The 17,613-nt window shown below is 64.1% G+C and carries 11 protein-coding genes; 4 read left to right on the top strand and 7 right to left on the bottom strand.

Annotation, left to right across the window (positions count from 1 at the left end):
- Window positions 1–14 precede the first annotated feature (14 nt).
- From rpsG to AXYL_RS31980, 3 genes are all read right to left on the bottom strand, one after another.
- Window positions 15–485: a 30S ribosomal protein S7 gene (gene rpsG / locus AXYL_RS31970; protein ID WP_006216561.1), complete on the bottom strand. Its 471-nt coding sequence runs from the start codon at window positions 483–485 to the stop codon at window positions 15–17.
- Window positions 486–651: 166 nt separating this feature from the next.
- Window positions 652–1,029: a 30S ribosomal protein S12 gene (gene rpsL, locus AXYL_RS31975; RefSeq protein WP_005017264.1), complete on the bottom strand. Its 378-nt coding sequence runs from the start codon at window positions 1,027–1,029 to the stop codon at window positions 652–654.
- Window positions 1,030–1,601: 572 nt separating this feature from the next.
- On the bottom strand, window positions 1,602–2,303 hold the full coding sequence (locus AXYL_RS31980; protein WP_013397023.1) for a response regulator transcription factor: 702 nt from the start codon (window positions 2,301–2,303) through the stop codon (window positions 1,602–1,604).
- 269 nt (window positions 2,304–2,572) lie between these two features.
- On the opposite strand from AXYL_RS31980, the gene AXYL_RS31985 reads away from it, so the two are divergent.
- The 3 genes from AXYL_RS31985 to AXYL_RS31995 are packed head-to-tail and all read left to right on the top strand — an operon-like array spanning window position 2,573 to window position 6,772.
- Window positions 2,573–3,289, top strand: a complete 717-nt coding sequence (locus AXYL_RS31985) for a response regulator transcription factor (protein ID WP_013397024.1) — start codon at window positions 2,573–2,575, stop codon at window positions 3,287–3,289.
- Between the two features lie 35 nt (window positions 3,290–3,324).
- Window positions 3,325–4,434 carry a FecR domain-containing protein gene (locus AXYL_RS31990; protein WP_013397025.1) on the top strand — a complete coding sequence of 370 codons (1,110 nt, stop codon included), beginning with the start codon at window positions 3,325–3,327 and terminating at the stop codon, window positions 4,432–4,434.
- 10 nt (window positions 4,435–4,444) lie between these two features.
- Window positions 4,445–6,772, top strand: coding sequence for a CHASE2 domain-containing protein (locus AXYL_RS31995; protein ID WP_013397026.1), 2,328 nt, complete (start codon window positions 4,445–4,447; stop codon window positions 6,770–6,772).
- Between the two features lie 12 nt (window positions 6,773–6,784).
- Here the strand turns inward: AXYL_RS31995 and AXYL_RS32000 are convergent, their stop codons facing one another.
- Window positions 6,785–8,050, bottom strand: a complete 1,266-nt coding sequence (locus AXYL_RS32000; RefSeq protein WP_013397027.1) for a serine/threonine protein kinase — start codon at window positions 8,048–8,050, stop codon at window positions 6,785–6,787.
- Between the two features lie 156 nt (window positions 8,051–8,206).
- On the opposite strand from AXYL_RS32000, the gene AXYL_RS32005 reads away from it, so the two are divergent.
- Complete coding sequence (locus tag AXYL_RS32005) at window positions 8,207–8,602, top strand: TssQ family T6SS-associated lipoprotein (RefSeq protein ID WP_041654618.1); 396 nt, start codon at window positions 8,207–8,209, stop codon at window positions 8,600–8,602.
- A 108-nt stretch (window positions 8,603–8,710) separates the two neighbouring features.
- Here AXYL_RS32005 and rpoC read toward each other — a convergent pair whose 3' ends face one another.
- The 3 genes from rpoC to rplL all read right to left on the bottom strand — a co-directional run bounded on the left by rpoC (window position 8,711) and on the right by rplL (window position 17,610).
- Complete coding sequence (rpoC, locus tag AXYL_RS32010) at window positions 8,711–12,955, bottom strand: DNA-directed RNA polymerase subunit beta' (RefSeq protein ID WP_013397029.1); 4,245 nt, start codon at window positions 12,953–12,955, stop codon at window positions 8,711–8,713.
- The gene (rpoB, locus tag AXYL_RS32015; protein WP_013397030.1) at window positions 12,955–17,067 is read right to left on the bottom strand and encodes a DNA-directed RNA polymerase subunit beta; all 4,113 of its coding nucleotides are present in this window, start codon (window positions 17,065–17,067) and stop codon (window positions 12,955–12,957) included. Before rpoB ends, rpoC begins: the two co-directional genes overlap by 1 nt.
- 162 nt (window positions 17,068–17,229) lie before the next feature.
- A complete protein-coding gene (gene rplL, locus AXYL_RS32020) occupies window positions 17,230–17,610 on the bottom strand; it encodes a 50S ribosomal protein L7/L12 (protein ID WP_013397031.1) in 381 nt (126 codons plus the stop codon).
- Window positions 17,611–17,613 lie beyond the last annotated feature (3 nt).

Genomic DNA, 17,613 nt, shown 5'->3' on the forward strand with positions numbered 1-17,613 from the left:
GGTTAGTCCTTAAATTACCAGCGGAAATGGCTGAAGGCCTTGTTGGCCTCTGCCATCTTGTGCGTGTCTTCGCGCTTCTTCATCGCGGCGCCACGACCTTCGGAGGCGTCGATCAGTTCGCCAGCAAGACGCAGATCCATCGACTTCTCGCCACGCTTCTTGGCGGCTTCACGGAGCCAACGCATAGCCAGGGCCAGGCGGCGCACGGGGCGCACTTCAACCGGCACTTGGTAGTTGGCACCGCCAACGCGGCGGCTCTTCACTTCGACGATCGGCTTGATGTTGTTGATCGCCAGGCTGAAAACTTCGATCGGCTCTTTGCCGGTCTTGGTTTGCACTTGCTCGAGGGCACCGTAGACGATGCGCTCGGCGACGGCCTTCTTGCCGTCCAGCATGACGACGTTCATGAACTTGGCGAGTTCGACGCTGCCGAACTTGGGATCGGGCAGAATCTCGCGCTTGGGTACTTCGCGACGACGGGGCATTGTTGCTTCCTTGTGTCTGTTCAGTTGAACCGTGTTTCATTACACGGCCATGGCCGTCCATGGAGACGACCCCTTACGTGCCGCGCACCTTCCCATCATCTGGATGGCGCGGTCGCACTTCCCTAGTGACGGACTGCCGCCACGCGGGGGTACTGCTGACTCGTTATTAAGCCTTCTTCGGGCGCTTGGCGCCGTACTTCGAGCGGGCTTGCTTACGATCCTTGACGCCTTGCAGGTCGAGGGAACCGCGCACGATGTGATAACGCACACCGGGCAAGTCCTTCACACGACCGCCACGCACCAGAACCACCGAGTGCTCTTGCAGGTTGTGGCCTTCACCGCCGATGTACGAAATGACTTCGTAACCGTTGGTCAGACGCACTTTGGCAACCTTGCGCAGAGCGGAGTTCGGCTTCTTGGGGGTGGTGGTGTACACGCGAGTGCACACGCCGCGGCGTTGCGGGCAGTTTTCGAGCGCGGGGCTCTTGCTTTTGATGATGCTGACTTCGCGCGGCTTGCGCACGAGTTGGCTAATGGTAGGCATGACCTTTGAAATCCCTTTTACGTACCACTGGGTAAGTACTTACGTACTCGTCTCCTCAAGCAGTGAACTTTCGGAGAAGGCAGTTCGCGCAAAACCGCCTCAAACGTTCATATACGTAAAAGAGCGGGCTTGCCAACAAACTATGACAAAACGCACAAAGCTGGATGCCGTGGGGTGACGGCGCCGGAAAGACCCGTTGCCGCGAAGCCGTATGGCTTGAAACGAAAGGCTCGTGACGCACCTTGTTCCCAGACACCGTACTTCTGAACCCTACCGCGGCCAGATTTTGCGCGCGAAATAAAGCAGTAAGCCCTTTAGCTTAACTGAGATCAAGGGCTGCTGTCAAAGAAAATTGTAAGCCGCGCGTGTGGCGCGTTGCCGGCAGAAGCATGCCAGTTAGGCGGCGCTCGTGAAAATTAGGGCCGCATACGCCGAAAATCGGGTGCCTGAAATCAGGGTCATTGACTGCGGCAATCGGCAGGAGCAGCGATATGCTGACTGCGGATAGCGGCCGGGCGCTCTGGCGCCGGGGCTGCCGCCAGGCGCGGCACCGCCAGTATAGCCGTGCCCCGCTACTGGTCGGCGAACAGGTAGCCGCTGCCGTAGACCGTGCGGATGGGCAACATGACCCCGGCCAGCTCGGCCTTGCGGCGCAAGCGGCTGACGATCACGTCGATGCTGCGGGAACCGCTGGCGCGGACTCCGCCCCCTTCCACCTGCAACTCGTCGCCCAGCTCGTTCCGGCCCACGGCCTTGCCCGCCACTTCCAGCAGCGAACGCACGATCAGGCGCTCATTGGCGGACAGCGAGATGGTGGCGCCCGTGGGCGCCGCCAGGGTCCAGCCCTGGTCGCGCAGCTCCCACTGGCCGTTCTGGGCCGGCTCGGCCAGGGACGGATCCTGCCCGGCGGGCAGGCGGCGCGCCAAGGACAGCAGGATGCAGGCCAGCTCGCGGGGATCCTGCGGATCTGGCAGACAGGCGTCAGCACCGCTTTGCAGGCAGCGCAGGCGGCTATCCACCGACATGCCGGTTCCCGTGACCACGATGCCCATGGACGATGAGCCGTGCAGGCGGGCCACCAGGGCGTAGCCGATTTCGCCCAGGGTCCCGACATCCAGGACCACGACGTCAAAGCCGCCGCCGTTGAGCAATCCAAACAATTCGAGAGACGTCGAGCAACCGCGTGCAGAAATACCAGCTTGCAGCAATGCGGACACGGCGACGCCGCGGGCGGCCTCGTCGGGTGACATCATAAGTATGCGCAATTGATTCATATCTGTTCCATACGACCAACAACCTCGACCGGCTCCGCCCCACGCCTTACCGCGGGGGGAGAACGATTGAGACAGTGTGGCGCGTTGTTACGCAACAACTCCAGTCAAGATTCGTCAACTTTGCAATGTTTGACAGTTCTTGCCATAACGTAGCCAGCCGGGGCCCCTCCCGAGTTATCATTCGTTTACACCTATATATTCCTTTCCCATCTTGCAGTAGGGCGCCATAGCGCGCGCTTGCGTAGCAAACCTTCGCGAGAACACGTCTGATGAAAATCGCGTCGCTGGAAGACGACCTGGATCAAGCACAACGCATCCAGCAAGTTCTGACCACTGCCGGATACACCTGCAGCAGTTATCAGCAAAGCCGGGATCTCCTGGCCGCGCTGCGCACTGAGCAATTCGACCTGGTGCTGCTGGACTGGCATTTGCCCGACATCGACGGCGACGATGTGGTGCGGTGGCTGCGCGCCAATATCGGCCCGCGCATCCCGGTCATCTTCCTGACCAATCGTTCCAGCGAGGACGATCTGGTGGAAGGTCTGCGCGCCGGCGCGGACGACTACATCGTCAAACCCCTGCGCCCCCTGGAACTGCTGGCGCGGGTGGCGGCCTTGCTGCGCCGCAGCCAGATCGCCGAACCCGCGGACGATGCCTTCGACGTGGCGCGCTATCGCATCGAACCCGCCGCCCGCACGATCACCCTGGATTCCGCCGTGGTGTCGCTCGCCCCCAAGGAATTCGAGCTCGCCCTGCTGTTTTTCCGTAATGTCGGCCGCCTCATGTCGCGCGACGTGCTGGCCGAATGCGTATGGAACCGGGAAATTCCCGCGACCTCCCGCACCCTGGACACCCATTTGTCGAACATCCGGCAAAAGCTCCAGCTGCGTCCCGAACACGGCGTGCGCCTCACGTCCTCTTATGCGCTGGGCTACCGGCTGGAGCAAATCAGCTCGCCGGAAGACATCGCAGCCAATCCGCAGTAAGCGCCTGCGCGCGCCCCCCTGGAGAACCGATAGTCATGAGCCGCTGCCGCGCGCTTTCTTTGCTTGCCATGATCTCCTGCCTGGCGCTGATGGCGCCGGCCCGCAGCCAGCCCGCTGGCGCGCTTGGGGACGACTTCATCTACCGTGTGCGCCAAGGCGATACGTTGATCGACCTGGCAACCCGGTATACCCACAAGCAGGCCAACTGGAGCCAGCTGCAAACCCTGAACAAGGTAGTCACGCCGGAAACGCTGCCCATCGGGCTGGAATTGCGCATCCCGCTGTCCATGATTCCCGTGCGGCCCGCCGACGCCCGCGTCGTGCACGTCAGCGGCCAGGCGAATGTCGACGGCAAGGCCTTGCGGGCCGGCGACACCGTGGCTGAAGGCAGTACGGTCGGCACCGCTGCCAACGGCTTCGTCACGCTGGAGCTGGCCGACGGCTCCAAGCTGACACTGCCGGCCGGCGGCTCCGTCGAACTGACGCGCCTGCGCCAATTCGAAGGCACTGCGCTGACGGATTCCGTCGTCCGGGTGCAAAGCGGCGGCGTGGAGTCCTCAGTGGCACCCTCCGGTCAAGGCGTGGGCCGTTTCGAGATCCGCACACCGGTCGCGGTCACTGGCGTGCGCGGCACGCGCTTCCGCGTACAAAGTGGCGCGCAGGGCGTACATAGCGAAGTGCTGGAAGGCAGCGTGCGTCTGCAGCCCCACGCACCCGGATCGCCCCCAGCCAAACCGGTAGCGGTGGCCACGGGCTACGGCGCCGCGGTGGGCTCGGACGGCGCGGTCTCGGGCATGCGCGCGCTGCTCGATGCGCCGCAACTGGGCACACCCACACGCGCGGGCGGCGGCGCCTGGACCGCCGACGTCTCGCCCGTGTCCGGCGCGCAGAGCTATGTGGTGCGCGTCTCGCGCGATGCCGAAGGCGCGTTGCCGGTATCTTCGACGAGCTTTCCCAGCAACGATATCCGCTTCGCCGCGCCCGGTCCGGGAACCTATTACGTGTCCGTGCGCGCGGTGGATGACCTGGGCCTGAACGGACGCGATGCGATCGCGACCTTCGAGGGCGCGAACATGCTCCTGACCTCCGACGGCTCGGGCGTGGCCAGCGGCACGGGCGGCCTGATCACGCTGACCGATTACTAGAGCCCGTCTCATGGCCGACGCCGCCGATCCGCAGGACCGGACCTCGCGCTCAGGGCTGTGGCTGACGGTGGTTTTAGCGGTGCTGGCCGCCATCCTGGGCTCGTTCAATGGCCTGGGGCGCTTCGATCAAATCCTTTATGACCGCGCCTTGTCGTTGAGCGGGCGCGACGCCGATCGCGACATCCTGATCGTCGCGATCGACGACGACAGCATCAAGGCGCTGGGCCATTGGCCATGGCGGCGCGCAGTCCACGCGGCGCTGCTGGACCGCCTGCAAGGCTCCCGCGCCGTGGCGCTGGACCTGATCTTCGCCGAACCGGACATGGCCAATCCGAACGATGACCGCATCCTGGCCGACAGCATCCGACGCCATGGCCGTACGGTCCTGCCGGTCGTGCTGGACCGGCTCGACCGCCCTTCGGCAGTCAACGAGCCCATCCCCGGCGTGGCGCAGGCCGCCGCCGCCGCCAAAGGCTTCATCAACGCGCGCATCGACCCGGATGGCGTGGTGCGCGCAGCAACCCTCAGCGCGCAGCTCGGAGACCGCCGCTGGAACCATCTGGCCATGGTCATGCTGGACGTCGGCGGCCAAGCGGATGCGGCGCAGAAACTGTTGAACCGCGCCGCGCCCGACGGCAGCATCCTGATCCCCTACTCCGGTCCCACCGCGCATACGCGTACCGTGTCCTACCTGTCCGTGCTGCGCGGCGACCTGTCGCCCGACGAACTGCGCGGCAAGTATGTGCTGGTCGGCGCCTGGGCTACCGGCCTGGGCGACGCCTACCCGACGCCAGTGTCGCACGACGTCAGCGGCATGTCGGGGGTGGAGATCATCGCGAACCTGCTGCACGCGGCGCGCGACGATATCGCCTATCGGCTGCCGCCCGCCTGGAGCAATGCGCTGTTCGCGGCGCTGCCCGTGCTGTTGGCCTGCCTGGCCCTGTGGCGGCTGTCGCCCAAGCAGGCCCTGCTGGTCAACCTGGCGCTGTTCATCGTCATACTGCTGATGGCGTTCCTGCTGCTGGCCTATGCCTATGTGTGGTTCGCGCCGGCTGCGGCGCTGCTGGGCGTGGCGCTGTGCTATCCGCTCTGGAGCTGGCGCAGCCAGGAGGCCGCGTTGCGCTACATGGACAACGAATTGCGCCGGCTGCAGCGCGAGTACCCGCCGGTGTTGAACGAGGCCGGCGCCCAGGGCGCGGGTCCCAGCGCGTCGCTGGAAAGTCGGGTCGGCGAGCTGCGCCGGGCGCTGGCCCGCGTGCGCAACCTGCGCCGCTTCCTGGCCGACGGCCTGGACGGCATGCCGGACGCCACGCTCGTTTTCGATCAGGACGGCCGCATGCAATTCCGCAATCAGGCCGCGGTCATGTATTTTCAGCGGCTGGGAATGCGCCCTCCCCGCGTCGGGCGCCGGGCCACCCATCTGCTCGAAAAGACCATTTCCGATCCCGCCACGCGCCAGCGCGTGGCCGAGGCGCTCAGCGGCCAGGGTCCGGTCGCCGCGTCATCGCCATGGAGCGCCGACCTGGAAGTGCGCGACCATGCCGGACGCGACCTGATCCTGAAATGCGCGCCCATTCACACCGCCGAAGGCGACTTCGCCGGCACCGTCGCCACGCTGACTGACATCTCGCGCATCCGCCAGGCGGAGCGCCAGCGCGAGGAAACCTTGCGCTTCATCTCGCATGACATGCGCGCCCCCCAAAGTTCCATCCTCGCGCTGGTCGAAATGAAGCAGGAAGGCGGCTCGCCCGAGAACCAAAGCGAAACCCTGGGCCGCATCGCCGCACTCGCCAACCGCACCTTGCGCCTGGTCGACGACTTCGTGCACCTCACTCGCGCCGAGTCGATGACAATCAGCGCGGTGGAACTGGATCTGGGCAGCCTGCTGCAAGACGCCGTGGACGAGTTCTGGGCCTCGGCTCAGAAACGCGGCATCGAACTCGTCCTCGCGCTGCCGCTGCCCGCCGCCTATGTCCGCGGCGATCAAACCCTGCTCATGCGCACGCTGTGCAATCTGATCGACAACGCGATCAAGTACAGCCCGCCGCAAACCCGGATCGAATGCGGCATCGACGAGGAGCCCGGCTTCTGGCGTGCCAATATCCGCGACCAGGGCCAGGGCATTGCGGCGCAGGATCTGGCGCGGCTGTTCGAACCCTTCTCGCGCGTGGGCGTCGAAACCCGCGGCGACGTCGGTGGCGCCGGCCTGGGTCTGGCGTTCGTGCGCACGGTCGCCGAACGCCACGGCGGAACGGTCGAAGTCAGCAGCGAACTGGGCGCGGGTTCGGTCTTCACGCTGCGCCTGCCGATGGCGCCGGAAGAGACAACCGCGACGTAGCCGCGGCGCCCCCTATTGGAAGACGTGCGAGATCACGGCGGGCTTGCCTGCCTTGACCTCCAGCGTCGTACGGTACGGCGGCAGGCCGGCATTGCGCAGCACCACCTGGTACTTGCCGGGAATCAGCCGCAGTTCCTTGACCGGCGGACTGATGCCGCGCGCCACGCCATTGATCCAGACCTCGCCCCATGGGCGGATGTCCAGCCGCACCAGCACCGGAATCGGCTTGGGTTTGGCGGTCTCTTCGGCCACGGCTGCGGGAGCCTCGGCGGGCACGGCCGTGGACGGCACGGCCACGGCCGCTGGCGCCTCCGCAGGCGGCGCCGACGGAGGCGGAGTTTCGCCCAGGGCTGGCGCGCTTTCCGGCGCAGGCGTCTGGGGCGCCGATTCCTGTGGGGTTCGAAGCTCGGGAGGCGATGGCGGCGCCACCGGCCCGGCGCCCGGCGCGGGCGGCGGCATCGGATGCACGGCCGGCGGATTCGGCTGAACCACTTCGGACCGGGTGATCAGCGCGTTGGGAGCGCCCATTCCAGACTCGAACCAGGCATATACGCCCGCTCCGATCAGCGCCACGACGAGCAGCAGCACCAGCAGGGGATGGCGTCCGCGCGCCGGTTGGTGCGCCGCAGCGGCGGCTGCAGGCGGCGCCGCATGGGAGGCCGGCAACGGGGCGATCAGATCCGGCGCTGTCTCGACCTGAGCGGCGATGCCCAGCATGCCGGCCAGATCCGCCAGCGTCTGCGGCCGATCAGCGGGCGCCATGGCCAGGCCGGCATCGATCGCGGACAAGAAGTCCTGGCTGTACTTCGGCAATCCCAGGGAGGCGAGCGGCTCGTAGGTATCCTCCGCGCGGCGCTCGGGCGCCGGCGCCGGCTTGCTCCCTATGACCAAGGCGTGCATCACCGCGCACAAGGCGTAAATATCGCTCCACGGGCCGCGCGGCCATTCCACCGAATCGCTATAAAGCTCGAACGGCGCAAAACCGGGGGTCGGCGTGCGGGTGGCTCGGCGCGAACGCGCCACGACCAGTTCCGGCACCAGATGGGCGCGGGCGCTTTCGTCCATGCCCACGGTATCCAGCGAAATATCGCCGCAGATTTCACCCTGGGCGTGCAGGGCCATCAAGGATGGCAGCAGGTCAGACAGAAGCCGCTTGATGCGGGTTTCCGGTACGCCCCCCGCCGTGCTGGCGGCGATGGCACTCAGCGGACGCAGTGCAAGCGGCGCGGCGCCGGAAAAGGGGCCACGCGGCGTCAAGAGGCCGGCGGAAGAAGACATGATCGGGACTGGCGCTGTCGCATGACAGCTAAATTAACGATGGAATAAGGCGAATATTATCCAATCCGCACCGCAAGGACATTGCGGAAAATGTCCGAGCGCATCAGGCTGTGGCACGATAGCGTACCGCTAAACCTCTCTACACCTTTGGAAGCCATGAAAATTCGCGTTCTGAGTAGTCTGCTCGGCTTGTCGGCCCTCCTGGCGGGTTGCGCCGGGGTTACGTCCAAGCAGCCAGAAGCGCCGCCCACCGCAGAAGCCTTGGACCAGCTGCAGCAAGTACGCGACAAATACAGCGCCGGCCGTTACGGCGAAGTCATCCGCGGCGTCGCCACCTCCGACGCCCTGGCCACCTCCACCAAGGCCGTGCGCATCGAAGCCTACAAGCTGCAGGCGTTCAGCTACTGCGTGAGCAAATATCCGCGCCTGTGCGAGGACAGCTTTGCCCGCATCCTGGCTCTGGACCCCGCCTTCGAGCTGGCGCCGAACGAAGCTGGCCATCCCGTCTGGGGACCCGTGTTCCGGCACGCGCAGGCACAGGTCGCGAAGTAACCTCCCCTGCGCCAGGCAAAAAAAGGCCGCTGATTCGCATCAGCGGCCTTTTTGATTCCGGGCATGCCGCGCCAGACTGCGCGCGGCATCCCTGCCGGGTGTTTCCGCTTATTCGGCGGAATCCTCGGCGCCGAGGTCGGATGCCGGCGTTTCCGCATCCGAGCCCACCGTGACCGGCGAGTCTTCGAACGGGTTGGCCAACTGGCGGGCGGCCTCGCGTTCCGCGGCCTCCAGCTCTTCCTTGTCGCGGCGTGCGTGGTGATAAGCCAGACCCGTCCCTGCCGGGATGAGGCGGCCGACAATCACGTTTTCCTTCAAACCACGCAGATCGTCGCGCTTGCCCATGATGGCGGCTTCGGTCAGGACACGCGTGGTTTCCTGGAACGATGCGGCCGAGATGAACGAGTCGGTCGACAGCGAGGCCTTCGTGATACCCAGCAGCACGTTGTCGTACGTGGCAGGAATGCGATCTTCAGCCTGCATGCGGTCATTCGCATTCAACAGCTCGGAGCGCTCGACCTGCTCGCCCGGGATGAACTCGGTATCGCCCGCGTCAACGATGTTCACACGACGCAGCATCTGACGAACAATCACTTCGATGTGCTTGTCGTTGATCTTCACGCCCTGCAGACGGTACACGTCCTGCACTTCGTCGACGATGTAGGTCGCCAGCTTCTCGATGCCTTGCAAGCGCAGGATGTCGTGGGGATCGGCCGGGCCGTCCACGATCATTTCGCCCTTGTTCACCACCTGGCCGTCGTGCACCAGCACCTGCTTTTCCTTCGGAATCAGGAACTCGTGGCTCACGCCTTCCAGGTCGGTGATGACCAGACGCTGCTTGCCCTTGGTGTCCTTGCCGAACGAAACCGTGCCGGTAACGTCGGCGAGCATGCCGGCGTCCTTGGGCGAGCGGGCTTCGAACAGCTCGGCCACGCGCGGCAGACCGCCGGTAATGTCGCGGGTCTTTTGCGATTCTTGCGGAATACGCGCCAGAACTTCACCCACGGCAACCTGCTGGCCGTCGCGCACGGTAATCAGCGCGCCCACCGGGAACGAGATGTTCACCGAGTGATCGGTGCCGGCGATCTTGACGTCTTCGCCCTGCTCGTTGACCAGCTTGATCTGCGGACGCATGACGATCTTGCCGCCACGGGTCTTCGGCGTGATGACGACGAGCGTCGACAGGCCGGTGACTTCGTCCACCTGCTTGGCAACGGTCACGCCTTCTTCGATGTTCTCGAAGCGCACGGCGCCACCGTACTCCGACACGATAGGACGGGTCAGCGGATCCCACGTCGCCAGACGTGCGCCAGCCTTCACGGCTTCGCCATCGCCCACCAGCACGGTCGCGCCGTACGGGATCTTGTGGCGTTCGCGTTCGCGGCCGTTGTCGTCGAAGATCGCCAGTTCGCCGGAGCGCGAGATCGCCACACGTTCGCCCTTGGCGTTCGTGACATAGCGCATCGTGCTGGCAAAACCGACGTTACCGCTGGACTTGGTTTCCACCGCGCTGGCCAGAGCCGAACGCGACGCCGCGCCACCGATGTGGAACGTACGCATCGTGAGCTGCGTGCCCGGTTCGCCAATGGACTGGGCGGCGATGACGCCAACCGCTTCGCCCTGGTTGACCGGCGAGCCACGACCCAGATCGCGGCCGTAGCAGTGCGCGCACAGACCGTGGCGCGTTTCGCAGGTCAGCGGGGTGCGGACCTTGACTTCGTCCACGCCGATGCGGTCGATGGTGTCGACCAGGTCTTCGTCCAGCAGGGTACCGGCGACGATGGCCGTTTCCTGCGTGTCCGGGTTGATGATGTCGATGGCGGCAACACGACCCAGGATCCGGTCGCGCAACGGCTCGATGACTTCACCGCCTTCGACCAAGGCCTTCATGTTGTAGCCCTGCGAAGTGCCGCAATCGTCCTCGGTGATCACCAAGTCTTGCGTCACGTCGACCAGACGGCGGGTCAGGTAACCCGAGTTGGCGGTCTTCAGTGCCGTATCGGCCAGACCCTTACGCGCGCCGTGAGTCGAGATGAAGTACTGGAGTACGTTCAGGCCTTCACGGAAGTTCGCGGTAATGGGCGTTTCGATAATCGAGCCGTCCGGCTTGGCCATCAGGCCGCGCATGCCGGCCAGCTGGCGGATCTGGGCGGCCGAACCGCGGGCGCCCGAGTCAGCCATCATGTAGATGGAGTTGAACGATTCCTGGCGCACTTCCTCGCCGTGACGGTTGATCACGGGTTCGGTGGCCAGTTGTTCCATCATCGCCTTGCCGACCTTGTCGCCGGCCTTGCCCCAGATGTCCACCACGTTGTTGTAGCGTTCCTGGGACGTGACCAGACCCGACGAGTACTGCTTGTCGATTTCCTTCACTTCGCGGCTGGCCTCGGCCAGGATGCCTTCCTTGGCGGTCGGGATCAGCATGTCGCCCATGGCGATGGAGATACCGCCGCGCGTGGCCAGGCGGAAGCCCGACTGCATCAGCTTGTCAGCGAAGATAACGGTATCGCGCAGGCCGCAACGGCGGAACGACTGGTTGATCAGGCGCGAGATTTCCTTCTTCTTCAGCGCCTTGTTCAGCACCGTGAAGGGCAGGCCCTTGGGCAGGATTTCGGACAGCAGCGCGCGGCCGACCGTCGTCTCGTGACGGCGGATCACCGGCTGCCATTCGCCAGCCTCGTCGCGCTCGTGTTCCTTCAGGCGCACGGTGATGCGCGACTGCAGCTCGACTTCGCCGTTGTCGTAGGCGCGCTGCACTTCAGCGACGTCGGTGAAGAAGATGCCTTCGCCGCGGCCGTTGATGCGCTCGCGCGTCGTGTAGTACAGACCCAGCACGATGTCCTGGGACGGCACGATCGACGGTTCGCCGTTGGCCGGGAACAGCACGTTGTTCGAGGCCAGCATCAGCGTGCGCGCTTCCAGCTGGGCTTCCAGCGACAGCGGCACGTGGACGGCCATCTGGTCACCGTCGAAGTCGGCGTTGAACGCCGCGCAAACCAGCGGGTGCAGCTGGATGGCCTTGCCTTCGATCAGGACCGGCTCGAACGCCTGGATGCCCAAACGGTGCAGCGTGGGCGCACGGTTCAGCATGACCGGGTGTTCGCGGATGACTTCTTCCAGGATGTCCCAAACCACCGGTTCCTGGCTTTCCACCAGCTTCTTGGCAGCCTTGATGGTCGTGGCCAGACCCATCATCTCCAGGCGATTGAAGATGAACGGCTTGAACAGTTCCAGGGCCATCAGCTTGGGCAGGCCGCACTGGTGCAGCTTGAGCTGCGGACCCACCACGATGACCGAACGGCCCGAGTAGTCGACGCGCTTGCCCAGCAGGTTCTGACGGAAACGACCGCTCTTGCCCTTGATCATGTCGGCCAGGGACTTGAGCTGGCGCTTGTTGGCGCCGGTCATGGCCTTGCCGCGGCGACCGTTGTCCAGCAGCGAGTCGACGGCTTCCTGCAGCATCCGCTTTTCGTTGCGCAGGATGATTTCCGGAGCCTTCAGCTCCAGCAGGCGCTTCAAGCGGTTGTTGCGGTTGATGACGCGGCGGTACAGGTCGTTCAGGTCGGAGGTCGCGAAGCGGCCGCCGTCCAGCGGCACCAGCGGACGCAGGTCCGGCGGCAGCACGGGCAGCACTTCCATGACCATCCACTCGGCCTTGATGCCGGACTTCTGGAAGCCTTCCAGCACCTTCAGGCGCTTGGAGATCTTCTTGATCTTGGCTTCCGAGCTGGTGGCCTTCAGTTCGCCGCGCAGCGTTTCCACTTCGCGGTCGATGTCGATGGTGCGCAGCAGTTCGCGCACGGCTTCCGCGCCCATCAGGGCACGGAAGTCGTCGCCGTACTCTTCGGTCTTGGCGAGGAAATCGTCATCCGACATGATCTGGCCGCGCTTGAGCGGCGTCATGCCAGGTTCGATCACGCACCAGGCTTCGAAGTACAGCACGCGTTCGATGTCGCGCAGGGTCATGTCGAGCACCATGCCCAGACGCGACGGCAGGCTCTTCAGGAACCAGATGTGCGCGACGGGGCTGGCCAGCTCGATGTGGCCCATGCGTTCACGGCGAACCTTGGCGACGGTGACTTCCACGCCGCACTTTTCGCAGATCACGCCACGATGCTTCAGGCGCTTGTACTTGCCGCACAAGCACTCGTAGTCTTTGATCGGGCCAAAGATCTTGGAGCAGAACAGGCCGTCGCGCTCGGGCTTGAACGTGCGGTAGTTGATGGTCTCGGGCTTGCGAACTTCGCCGTAGGACCACGAACGGATCTTCTCGGGCGAGGCGATGCCGATCTTGATGGCATCGAACTGCTCGTCTTGCGAGACTTGCTTAAAGAGGTCGAGTAGCGCTTTCATTAGTTACGCTCCAAATCCATGTCCAGGGCCAACGAGCGGATTTCCTTGACCAGCACGTTGAACGATTCCGGCATGCCGGCGTCGATGACGTGGTCGCCCTTGACGATGTTTTCGTATACCTTGGTACGGCCGGTGATGTCGTCGGACTTCACCGTCAGCATTTCCTGCAGGGTGTAGGCGGCGCCGTATGCTTCCAGCGCCCACACTTCCATTTCCCCGAAACGCTGGCCGCCGAACTGCGCCTTGCCGCCCAGAGGCTGCTGGGTAACCAGCGAGTACGGGCCGGTCGAACGCGCGTGCATCTTGTCGTCGACCAAGTGGTGCAGCTTCAGGTAGTGCATGTAGCCGACCGTGACGGGACGCTCGAACTGCTCGCCCGTACGACCGTCGTACAGCCATGCCTGCGTACGCGACGGCGTCAGCGCCATGCGCTTGGCGACTTCGTCCGGATAGGCCAGCTCCAGCATCGTGGTGATTTCCTCTTCGGTCGCGCCGTCGAAGACGGGCGTCGCGAACGGCACGCCGTTCTTGAGGTTCTGGGCCATTTCCATGACTTCTTCGTCGGTCAGCTCGTCGATGCGGGCGCCGGTGCCGGTCGTGTTGTAGACCTTGTCCAGGTAGGCACGGATGTTCTTGACCTGTGCGGTGCGTTCGTCGCGCAGCATGTCGGCGATGCGATGGCCCACGCCCTTGGCAGCCCAGCCCAAGTGCACTTCCAGCACCTGGCCGACGTTCATCCGCGAGGGCACGCCCAGCGGGTTCAGAACGATGTCGGCCGGCGTGCCGTCAGCCATGTGCGGCATGTCTTCCACCGGGGTGATACGCGAGACCACGCCCTTGTTGCCGTGACGGCCTGCCATCTTGTCGCCAGGTTGCAGACGACGCTTCACGGCCAGGTAGACCTTGATCATCTTCAGCACGCCCGGGGGCAGCTCGTCGCCTTGCGTCAGCTTCTTGCGCTTTTCTTCGAAGGCCAGGTCGAACTGGTGGCGCTTCTGCTCCAGCGATTCCTTGGCCTGCTCCAGCACGACGGCGTGCGGCTCGTCGGCCAGGCGGATGTCGAACCACTGCCAGCGGTCCAGATCAGCCAGGTATGCCTTGGTGATCGTGGCGCCCTTGGCCAGCTTGCGCGGGCCGCCGTTGACGGTCTTGTTGACCAGCATCTTTTCGATACGGTCAAACTGGTCGTTCTCAACGATGCGCAGCTGGTCGTTCAGGTCCTGGCGATAGCGGCGCAGTTCATCGTCGATGATGGACTGGGCGCGCTTGTCGCGCACGATGCCTTCGCGCGTGAACACTTGCACGTCGATCACGGTGCCGGTCATGCCCGAGGGCACGCGCAGCGAGGTGTCCTTAACGTCGGACGCCTTTTCGCCGAAGATGGCGCGCAGCAGCTTTTCTTCCGGCGTCAGCTGGGTCTCGCCCTTGGGCGTGACCTTGCCGACCAGCACGTCGTCGGCGCTGACTTCGGCGCCGATGTACGTGATGCCCGAATCGTCCAGGCGGTTCAGTTGCGTCTCGGCCAGGTTGCTGATGTCGCGCGTGATTTCTTCCGGACCCAGCTTGGTGTCGCGGGCGACGACCGTCAGTTCCTCGATGTGGACCGAGGTGTAGCGGTCATCGGCCACAACCTTTTCGGAGATCAGGATCGAGTCTTCGAAGTTGTAGCCGTTCCACGGCATGAACGCGATCAGCATGTTCTGACCCAGGGCGAGTTCGCCCAGGTCGGTCGATGCGCCGTCGGCCAGCACGTCACCCTTGGCAACCTTGTCGCCACGCTTGACGATAGGACGCTGGTTGATGTTCGTGTTCTGGTTGGAACGGGTGTACTTGATCAGGTTGTAGATATCGACACCGACTTCGCCGGCGACGTTTTCTTCATCGTTCACGCGGATCACGACACGCTCGGCGTCGACGTGGTCGACCAGGCCGCCACGCAGGGCTTGCACGGTCGTGCCCGAGTCAACGGCCACGGTACGCTCGATACCCGTACCCACGACCGGCTTTTCCGGACGCAGGCAAGGCACGGCCTGACGTTGCATGTTGGCGCCCATCAGCGCGCGGTTCGCGTCGTCGTGCTCCAGGAACGGAATCAGCGAGGCGGCAACCGACACGATCTGCGACGGGGCAACGTCCATGTAGTGCACGTTGGCCGGAGCGGTCAGCATGGTTTCGCCGGCTTCGCGGCAAGCCACCAGGTCGTCCACGAAACGGCCCTCTTCGTCGAGCGCGGCGTTGGCCTGCGCGATGACGTAGTGGCTTTCTTCGATGGCCGACAGGTAGTCGATCTGCTCGCTGACCTTGCCGTCGATGATCTTGCGGTAAGGCGTTTCCAGGAAGCCGTACTCGTTCAGGCGAGCGTACAGCGCCATGGAGTTGATCAGGCCGATGTTCGGGCCTTCCGGCGTTTCGATCGGGCAGACGCGGCCATAGTGGGTCGGGTGCACGTCGCGGACTTCAAAGCCGGCGCGCTCGCGGGTCAGACCGCCCGGGCCCAGTGCGGAAACGCGACGCTTGTGCGTGATTTCCGACAGCGGGTTGGTCTGGTCCATGAACTGCGACAGCTGGCTCGAACCGAAGAACTCCTTGATGGCGGCCGAAATCGGCTTGGAGTTGATCAGGTCGTGCGGCATCAGGTTTTCCGTCTCGGCCTGGCCCAGACGTTCCTTGACGGCGCGCTCGACGCGCACCAGGCCGGCGCGGAACTGGTTCTCGGCCAGTTCGCCGACGCAACGCACGCGGCGGTTGCCCAGGTGATCGATGTCGTCGATCTGGCCACGGCCGTTACGCAATTCGACCAGCACCTTGATGGTTTCAAGGATGTCTTCGTTGGTCAGCGTCATCGGGCCGGTGATGTCTTCACCACGGCCCAGACGGCTGTTGACCTTCATGCGGCCGACGCGCGACAGATCGTACGTTTCTTCGCTGTAGAACAGACGTTGGAACAGCGCTTCCACCGCTTCTTCGGTGGGCGGCTCGCCGGGACGCATCATGCGGTAGATGGCAACGCGAGCGGCCATCTGGTCGGCGGTTTCGTCGGTGCGCAGCGTCTGCGAGATGTACGGACCGCGATCCAGGTCGTTCGTGTAGAGGGCCTGGATGTCGTAGACGTTGGAGGCGCGCAGGGCGCCCAGCACGCTTTCCGTGATCTCGTCGTTCGCGTTGGCGATGACTTCACCGGTGTCCGGGTCGACGATGTTCTTGGCCAGCACGCGGCCGTACAGGAAGTCTTCCGGCACGGAGATGCGCTGGATGCCGCCGGCAGCCAGGTCGCGCAGATGCTTGGCGTTGATGCGCTTGTCTTTTTCGACAATGACCTTGCCGTCGCGGTCCGAGATGTCGAAACGGGCCATTTCGCCCTTCCAACGCTCGGGCACGAATTCCATCATCGCGCCTTCGCTCTTCAATTCGAAGTTGTCGAAGTCGAAGAAGTTGGCCAGGATGGATTCCGGCGTCATGCCGATGGCCTTGCACAGGATCGTGACAGGCATCTTGCGGCGGCGGTCGACGCGGAAGAACAGGACGTCCTTCGGGTCGAATTCGAAGTCCAGCCACGAACCGCGGTAAGGAATCACGCGGGCCGAGAACAAGAGCTTGCCGGAGCTGTGGGTCTTGCCGCGGTCGTGTTCGAAGAACACGCCAGGCGAGCGGTGCAGCTGCGAGACGATGACACGCTCGGTGCCGTTGATGACGAAGGAACCCGTGCCCGTCATGAGCGGAATTTCGCCCATGTAGACTTCCTGTTCCTTCACTTCCTTCACGGTGGGCTTGCTGACTTCGCGGTCAAGCAGCACCAGGCGGACCTTGGCTCGCAGGGGCGAGGCATAGGTCAGGCCACGTTGCTGACATTCCTTGACATCGAACACCGGTTCGCCGAGCACATAGCTCACGAACTCCAAGCGCGCCATACCGTTGTGACTAACGATCGGGAAAATCGACGAGAACGCCGCCTGCAAACCGTCGGCTACGCGATCGGACGGGGCGGTATCCGCCTGCAGGAAAGTTAGGTAGGATTGAAGCTGTGTCGCCAACAGGAAGGGAACGTTTTGAACGTCTTCACGCTTGGCGAAGCTTTTGCGGATGCGCTTTTTTTCGGTGTACGAGTAAGGCATGAGCACTCCGACTCGAGGTTGCATGGGCCGTCAACCACGGCCCCAGGTGATACGACTCCAGGAAACCCCTCTGTAAAGGCATGACCCCAGTAGGGGTTTCCTGGAAACGCAAAAGCCCGGGGACTGCAAACTGCGCTGTCCCCGGGCAAGTTGACGCAGGTCTTACTTGACTTCGACCTTGGCGCCAGCTTCTTCCAGCTTCTTCTTGGCGGCTTCGGCGTCAGCCTTGGCCACAGCTTCCTTGACGGGCTTCGGAGCGCCGTCGACCAGGTCCTTGGCTTCCTTCAGACCCAGACCGGTCAGCTCGCGCACGGCCTTGATGACGCTAACCTTGTTGGCGCCAGCTTCGGTCAGAACGACGGTGAACTCGGTTTGCTCTTCAGCAGCGGCGGCAGCGCCACCAGCGGCGGGAGCAGCGACAGCGACAGCGGCGGCAGCAGCCGACACGCCGAACTTCTCTTCCATTTCCTTGATCAGCTCGGACAGCTCGAGCACGGTCATGCCAGCGATGGCGTCAAGGATTTCAGCTTTGTTAAGTGCCATTTT

The sequence above is a fragment of the Achromobacter xylosoxidans A8 genome, from assembly GCF_000165835.1.
Classification (GTDB): Bacteria; Pseudomonadota; Gammaproteobacteria; order Burkholderiales; family Burkholderiaceae_B; genus Achromobacter; species Achromobacter xylosoxidans_B.

Excerpts from the sequence above, each read along its gene's own strand:
- AXYL_RS31980 (WP_013397023.1), bottom strand. The coding sequence starts at position 2,303 with ATGAATCAATTGCGCATACTTATGATGTCACCCGACGAGGCCGCCCGC.
- rpoC (WP_013397029.1), bottom strand. The coding sequence starts at position 12,955 with ATGAAAGCGCTACTCGACCTCTTTAAGCAAGTCTCGCAAGACGAGCAG.
- rpsG (WP_006216561.1), bottom strand. The coding sequence starts at position 485 with ATGCCCCGTCGTCGCGAAGTACCCAAGCGCGAGATTCTGCCCGATCCC.
- rplL (WP_013397031.1), bottom strand. The coding sequence starts at position 17,610 with ATGGCACTTAACAAAGCTGAAATCCTTGACGCCATCGCTGGCATGACC.
- AXYL_RS31985 (WP_013397024.1), top strand. The coding sequence starts at position 2,573 with ATGAAAATCGCGTCGCTGGAAGACGACCTGGATCAAGCACAACGCATC.
- rpsL (WP_005017264.1), bottom strand. The coding sequence starts at position 1,029 with ATGCCTACCATTAGCCAACTCGTGCGCAAGCCGCGCGAAGTCAGCATC.
- rpoB (WP_013397030.1), bottom strand. The coding sequence starts at position 17,067 with ATGCCTTACTCGTACACCGAAAAAAAGCGCATCCGCAAAAGCTTCGCC.
- AXYL_RS31995 (WP_013397026.1), top strand. The coding sequence starts at position 4,445 with ATGGCCGACGCCGCCGATCCGCAGGACCGGACCTCGCGCTCAGGGCTG.
- AXYL_RS31990 (WP_013397025.1), top strand. The coding sequence starts at position 3,325 with ATGAGCCGCTGCCGCGCGCTTTCTTTGCTTGCCATGATCTCCTGCCTG.
- AXYL_RS32005 (WP_041654618.1), top strand. The coding sequence starts at position 8,207 with ATGAAAATTCGCGTTCTGAGTAGTCTGCTCGGCTTGTCGGCCCTCCTG.
- AXYL_RS32000 (WP_013397027.1), bottom strand. The coding sequence starts at position 8,050 with ATGTCTTCTTCCGCCGGCCTCTTGACGCCGCGTGGCCCCTTTTCCGGC.